We start from the raw sequence: 5930 nt of genomic DNA, 5'->3' as shown, positions 1-5930 counted from the left end.
GCGCGGCTGCGTGGGCGTGACGTCAGCCCGGACGAGCGGTGGGTCAGCCCTTGACGGCGCCGGCCATGATGCCCGCGACGAGCTGCTTGCCGACGAAGGCGAAGATCACCAGCAGGGGCAGCGTCACGAGGAAGATGCCCGCCATCACGAGCGAGTAGTCCACGAAGAAGTTGGCCTGCAGCGACTGCACCACGAGAGGAAGCGTCGGGTTCTCGCTGTTCAGCACGATGGACGGCCAGAAGAAGTTGGTCCACTGCTGCACGAACGTGAACAGTCCCAGCATCGCGGCGGCGGGTCGCGCGGCCGGCAGGGCCACGGACCAGAACGTGCGGATCATCGACGCGCCGTCCACGCGGGCCGCTTCGATGAGCTCGTACGGCAGCGCCTCGGACAGGTACTGCGTCATCCAGAAGACGCCGAACGCGGTGACGAGGGCAGGGACGATGACCGCCTGCAGCTTGCCGATCCAGCCCAGGTCGGTCATGAGGATGTACATCGGGATGACGCCGAGCTGGGTCGGCACGGCCATCGTGGCGATGACGAAGACCAGCAGGGGGCCACGACCGCGGAAGCGCAGCTTGGCGAACGAGTAGCCGGCGAGCGTGGAGAACAGCACCACCGACAGCGAGGTGAGCACCGAGACGATCACCGAGTTGGTGAGGGCCTTCCAGAAGTTGATCCGGGTGGACTCGATCACGGTGGCGAACTGCTGGAACAGGCTCGAGTCGGGCAGCCACTGCGGCACGGCGTTCTTCGCGATCGTGACCGGGTCGGACGACCCGAGCAGCAGCGTGAAGTACAGCGGGAAGATCGAGATCAGCAGCGCGACCCCGAGCAGCGTGTAGGTGAGCCAGCCGGGGCGGCGCTGCGCGGTGCGCGTGGCGCGCGAGCCGCGGTTCCGGCGCTTGGCGGCCGCGCGGGCCGCGCCCGGACCGGCGGTCTGGGCGGTGACGGCGACGGAGCTCATCGGCGGTCCTCCCGGTCGGTGGTCGAGGTGGTCGGGGGGAAGGTGGGCGGGAGCGTCGCCCTGGGGGCCGCGGGCCCGCTCGCGGCGGCGGCCGCGCCGGACGCCTGCGCGACCCGGGCTTCCGCCCGGACGCGACGGGTGGTCCGGCGGCTCCCCTTGGCGCCCTTCGGGCCGGAGGTGGCGATCCGCTGCGTGATGAGGAAGTTGATCATGCCGATGACGATGATCAGCAGGAAGAGCAGCAGCGCGACCGCCGACGCGCGGCCGAGGTTCTTCTGGTTGCCCCACGCGACGTCGTACAGGTAGACGACCGTGGTCATCCAGTCCTGGTCGGGTCCGCCGAGGCCCTTCGGGTCGTACATGCGGACCTCGTCGAAGATCTGCAGGCCACCGATGGTCGACGTGATGACGACGAAGATGATCGTGGCGCGGATCTGCGGCACGGTGATGGAGAAGAACTGCCGCGCGCGGCCGGCGCCGTCGATGACGGCCGCCTCGTAGAGCTCGCGGGGCACGGCCTGCATGGCGGCGAGGAAGATCAGCGCGTTGTAGCCGGTCCAGCGGAAGTTCACCATGCTGGCGATCGCGACATGGCTGGCGACGCGGTCGGTGTGCCAGCCGATCGGGTCGACGCCGACGAACCCGAGCAGCTCGTTGATGAGGCCGTAGTCGTCGGCGAACAGTCGGCCGAAGATCATGGAGACCGCGACCGGTGCGACGACGTAGGGGATCAGCACGCCCATGCGCCAGAAGGTGGCGGCGCGCAGGTTCTGGTCGAGCAGCGCCGCGATCGTGATCGCGAGGATCACCTGCGGGATGCTCGAGAAGACGAAGATCGAGAACGTGTTGACCAGGGACTTCCAGAACAGGGGCTGCGCCAGGACGGCGGCGTAGTTCTCGAGCCCCGTGAACTCGCCCTGGCCGCCGAGCAGGTTCCACTCGTGCAGCGACACGAACAGCGTGTAGCCGAGCGGGAACAGGCCGGTGAGCGCGAACAGCAGGAAGAACGGCGAGATGTACAGGTACGGGGAGACCTTCACGTCCCAGCGGCCGAGGCGCTGGGAGAAACCGACGCGTCGGGGAGGACGTGGCCCGGTCGCACCGCGTCGGTGCGTGGGCTGGGTGGGGGAGAGGACGGCCATCTGCTGCTTCCTGTGCTCGCCGGTCCGCCGCCCGCCGGCCGGGCGCGCCGAGATCCTGTCTCGGCGGGCCCGGCCGACGGTACGGCGGGGGTCAGGGACTGGTCAGGGGGTCAGAGCCCGAGCGAGGCGTACTCGTCGAGGGCGCCCTGCCAGCTCTTCTCCGGGTCGTCACCGTTGAGGTCCACGCGGTTCAGCGCGTTCTGCACGGCCGTGTGGATCGCGAAGTAGTTCTTGCCCTTGAACGGGGCACCCTCGATCGCCTGGGCGCGGGCCGAGAAGATCGGGCCGACCGGGGCGTCGTTGAAGAAGTCGTTCGTCGAGTCCTGCACGGCGTCGGACGCCTGGGCGTCCAGCTGCGACGGGAACGTGTTGGCGTTCTCGTACGCCTTGGTCTGGATCTCCGGCGAGGTCAGCCACGCCGCGAGCTCCTTGGCCGCCGCAGCGTTGTCGCCCGAGGCGGGCACGGTGAGGAACGAGCCGCCCCAGTTGCCACCGCCGCCGGGGAAGACGTCCGCGACGTCCCAGCCCTCGACGCCGCCGGCGTTCTGCTCGATGGACGCGGTCATCCACGGCGGGCAGAGCATGGTGGCCCACGCGTTGTTCTGGAAGCCGGCGGTCCAGTCCTCGCCCCACTGCTCGAGGCCGGCGGACAGCTCGTCGTCCACGGACGCGGTCAGGACCTGGTCGTACAGGTCCCTGATCTCCTGGTTGGTCTTGAGGTCCTTGGGCTCGCCGGTCGCCGGGTCCTCGTAGGCGCCCTCGAGCTGGTTCACCATGCCCTGGTAGGTCGGCACCGCGCCGTCGAACCAGGCGGAGTCCGACTTGGCGACGAACTTCTTGCCGAGGTCGAAGTAGTCCTGCCACGTCGCGTCGTCGCCACCGAGGGCCTCGGCGACCTTCTCGCGGTCGGTCGGCAGGCCGGCCTTCTCGAAGAGGTCGGCGCGGTAGCAGATGGCCTCCGGGCCGATGTCGGTGCCGTAGCCGATGAGCTTGCCGTCCGGCGTCGTGGCCTGCTGGACCTTCCAGTCCACCCACCGGCCGTCGAGGGCCGGGTCGCCCAGGTCCTCGAACAGGTCGGGGTACTGCATGAGCTCGGGCAGCCAGTCGACCTCGATGCCCTCGATGTCGGCCAGGCCCTCGCCGCCGGCGGCCAGCTTGGTCGTGAGGTTGTTGCGCGCGTCCTCGGACGTCGCGGCGGTGACCTGCTTGACGGTGACGTTCGGGTGGTCCTCGGTGTACGAGGCGAGGAGCTCGTCGGTGTAGCCGAACTGGTTGAACGTGGCGACGGTCAGGGTGATCTTCTCGTCGCCGGAGGCGGTGTCGTCACCGCCGTCGTCCGAGCTGCCGCAGGCGGTCAGGGCGAGGGCGAGGGTCGCGACGCCGGCGGTCGCCGCGACGACGCGGCGGGTTCGGCGGGTGGGTCGGGTGCTGTTGAGCACGGTGACTCCCTTGTCTGGGTCGGGCATACGAGATGGAGGATGGTAGCGCTCCCACCTCCATGGTGGTAGCGCTCCCACAGCCAGGTCATGATGCTGGCCGTCGGTGGTGACGAAAGTCAAGCCCGTCGAGGGCGTCGATGCCGTTCTGTGACGGAAGCAGTCGCGTCTTTGCAGGTCGGAGGCCTGAGCGGCGAGCGCGTGTCCGGATCGTTACCGGTCTTCACCCCGTGCGGCCTGCGCCGCGAGCCACTCCTGGCCGGCCGCGCCCTCGGCCTCGAGGGTCGAGCGGACGGCCCGGGCGGCGGCCTCGGCCACCGCGGCGCCGAACAGGGGCACCGTCGCGCGGACCTCGCCGTCGTACACCTGGCGAGTGCCGCCGTCCGTCGTCGACTCGAGGCGCACCGTGCCGGTCACCCGCACGGGTGCCCCGGCGATCTCGACGGCGATGGTCCCGGTGCGCAGCCCCCCGGACGGCGCCTCCCACACCTCCGCCTGGCGCACCTCCAGGTGGTCGCCGACGAACGGTCGCACCTGCGCGGGGATGAGGTCCGTGGGCAGGGTGCGTCGCACCGCGATGGTGAAGCCTTCGGCCGGGCTGCCGGTCACGTCCGTCTGCTCGACGCGGCCGCCCGGCCCGCGCAGGGCCCGCCAGCGGATGAACGCCTCGTCGGCGAGCATCGCGACGACGGCGTCCGCGTCCGCCGCGTAGGTCAGCTCCACGGTCAGGTGCACGAGGTCACCCTACCGAGACGGGAGCGGAGCGGGAGCGCCCGTAGGCTGGTGGGCGTGTCCGCCATGAGTGACCTCATCGCCCAGAACGCCGACCTCTCCGAGGGAGACGCCGAGTGGCTGCACCTCCTCGTGGGCGACTGGCAGCTCGTGTCCGACCTCGCCTTCGCCGACCTGGTGCTGTGGCTCCCCACGTCCGACGGCGGTTTCGTCGCCCTCGCCCAGTGCCGTCCGTCCACCGGGGCGACCGTGCACTACGACGACATCGTGGGGTCGTTCGCGCCCGACGGGCAGCGCCCGCAGCTCGCGGCCGCCATGACGGAGGTGCGCGCGCAACGCTCCCGCGAGCCGCGCTGGTTCGGCGCCTACGCCGTCCGCGAGGAGGCGGTGCCGGTGGTGCACGAGGGGCGGCCGATCGCCGTCGTCGCCCGGCAGACCAACCTCGGGTCCGGGCGCACGCCCAGCCGGCTCGAGCTCAACTACGTGGAGTCGGCCGACGACATCCTCGCGATGATCGCGCGCGGCGAGTACCCGGCGACCAACGCCGCCACCGGCCCCCGCCGCGGCGCGCCGCGCGTGGGCGACGGGCTGATCCGGCTCAACTCCGAGGGGGAGGTGCTCTACGCCAGCCCGAACGCGCTGTCGTGCTTCCACCGGCTCGGGGTCATCGGGCCGCTCGTCGGGCAGTCGCTGGTCGAGGTGACCGCCGACATCGTCCAGTACCAGGACACGGTGGACGAGTCGCTGCCGCTGGTCGTCATGGGGCGTGCGCCGTGGCGCACCGACATCGAGGCCAAGGGTGTCGCCCTGTCCCTGCGTGCCCTGCCGCTCACGGACCACGGGCAGCGCATCGGCGCGGTCCTGCTGTGCCGCGACGTGTCCGAGCTGCGCCGTCGTGAGCGCGAGCTCATGACCAAGGACGCGACCATCCGCGAGATCCACCACCGCGTGAAGAACAACCTCGCCACGGTGGCCGCGCTGCTGCGGCTGCAGGCCCGCCGGATGGACGTGCCCGAGGCCCGGGCCGCGCTGGAGGAGGCGATGCGCCGGGTCGCGACCATCTCGATGGTGCACGAGTCGCTGTCGCAGACCCTCGACGAGCACGTGGAGCTCGACGACATGCTGAGCCGCGCGCTGCGGCTGGCCGCCGACGTGGCGTCGACGCGCACGCAGGTGCGCACCCAGCAGACCGGGTCGTTCGGCATGGTCCCGGCACAGGACGCCACGCCCCTCGCGCTGGTGCTCACCGAGCTGGTGACGAACGCCGTCGAGCACGGGTTCCCCGGCCGGGAGTCGGGCAACGTCGAGATCGACGTGCAGCGCGACGGCGCCTCGATGCGCGTGGTGGTCGCCGACGACGGCGTGGGGATGCCGGAGGGCATCGCCACGCTGGGTCGCGCGTCGCGCAGCGGGCTGGGGTCGCAGATCGTGCAGACGCTCGTGACGAACGAGCTGGGCGGCACCATCGACTGGGAGGCGCGCGACGGCGGCGGCACCCAGGTGGTGCTGGAGCTGGAGCTGCGCGACGGTCAGTCGGCCGCGCGGGCCGGGTACTGACGGGCGCCGCGCCCGGGACGCCGGACCGCACACGGCCACAGTCCCAGTCACGGTCCCGTCACAGACGAAGGGACGGACCGCGTCGCGGTCCGTCCC

5 protein-coding genes are annotated in these 5930 nt (G+C 71.1%); 1 reads left to right on the top strand and 4 read right to left on the bottom strand.

Going from position 1 to position 5930, the window contains the following annotated elements; all coding sequences use genetic code 11:
• Positions 1 to 43 precede the first annotated feature (43 nt).
• The 4 genes from ACFWEK_RS17875 to ACFWEK_RS17860 form a co-directional block, all read right to left on the bottom strand.
• The gene (locus ACFWEK_RS17875) at positions 44 to 967 is read right to left on the bottom strand and encodes a carbohydrate ABC transporter permease (RefSeq protein WP_430546755.1); all 924 of its coding nucleotides are present in this window, start codon (positions 965 to 967) and stop codon (positions 44 to 46) included.
• Positions 964 to 2109 (bottom strand): carbohydrate ABC transporter permease, encoded by a 1146-nt coding sequence (locus tag ACFWEK_RS17870; RefSeq protein ID WP_430546754.1) that lies wholly within the window; start codon positions 2107 to 2109, stop codon positions 964 to 966. The genes ACFWEK_RS17875 and ACFWEK_RS17870 overlap by 4 nt, the downstream gene beginning before the upstream one ends.
• A gap of 110 nt (positions 2110 to 2219) precedes the next feature.
• The gene (locus tag ACFWEK_RS17865) at positions 2220 to 3548 is read right to left on the bottom strand and encodes an ABC transporter substrate-binding protein (protein WP_430554895.1); all 1329 of its coding nucleotides are present in this window, start codon (positions 3546 to 3548) and stop codon (positions 2220 to 2222) included.
• A 210-nt stretch (positions 3549 to 3758) separates the two neighbouring features.
• Positions 3759 to 4280 (bottom strand): DUF2505 domain-containing protein, encoded by a 522-nt coding sequence (locus ACFWEK_RS17860; protein WP_430554894.1) that lies wholly within the window; start codon positions 4278 to 4280, stop codon positions 3759 to 3761.
• A 63-nt stretch (positions 4281 to 4343) separates the two neighbouring features.
• On the opposite strand from ACFWEK_RS17860, the gene ACFWEK_RS17855 reads away from it, so the two are divergent.
• On the top strand, positions 4344 to 5834 hold the full coding sequence (locus tag ACFWEK_RS17855; protein WP_430546801.1) for a sensor histidine kinase: 1491 nt from the start codon (positions 4344 to 4346) through the stop codon (positions 5832 to 5834).
• Positions 5835 to 5930: the final 96 nt, after the last annotated feature.

This window comes from Isoptericola sp. NPDC060257 (genome assembly GCF_042726645.1).
In the GTDB taxonomy this organism is placed as follows: Bacteria; Actinomycetota; Actinomycetes; order Actinomycetales; family Cellulomonadaceae; genus Isoptericola; species Isoptericola nanjingensis.
The sequence above is the reverse complement of the archived record's forward strand: the minus strand, read 5'-3'. Positions and strand labels throughout refer to the sequence as shown.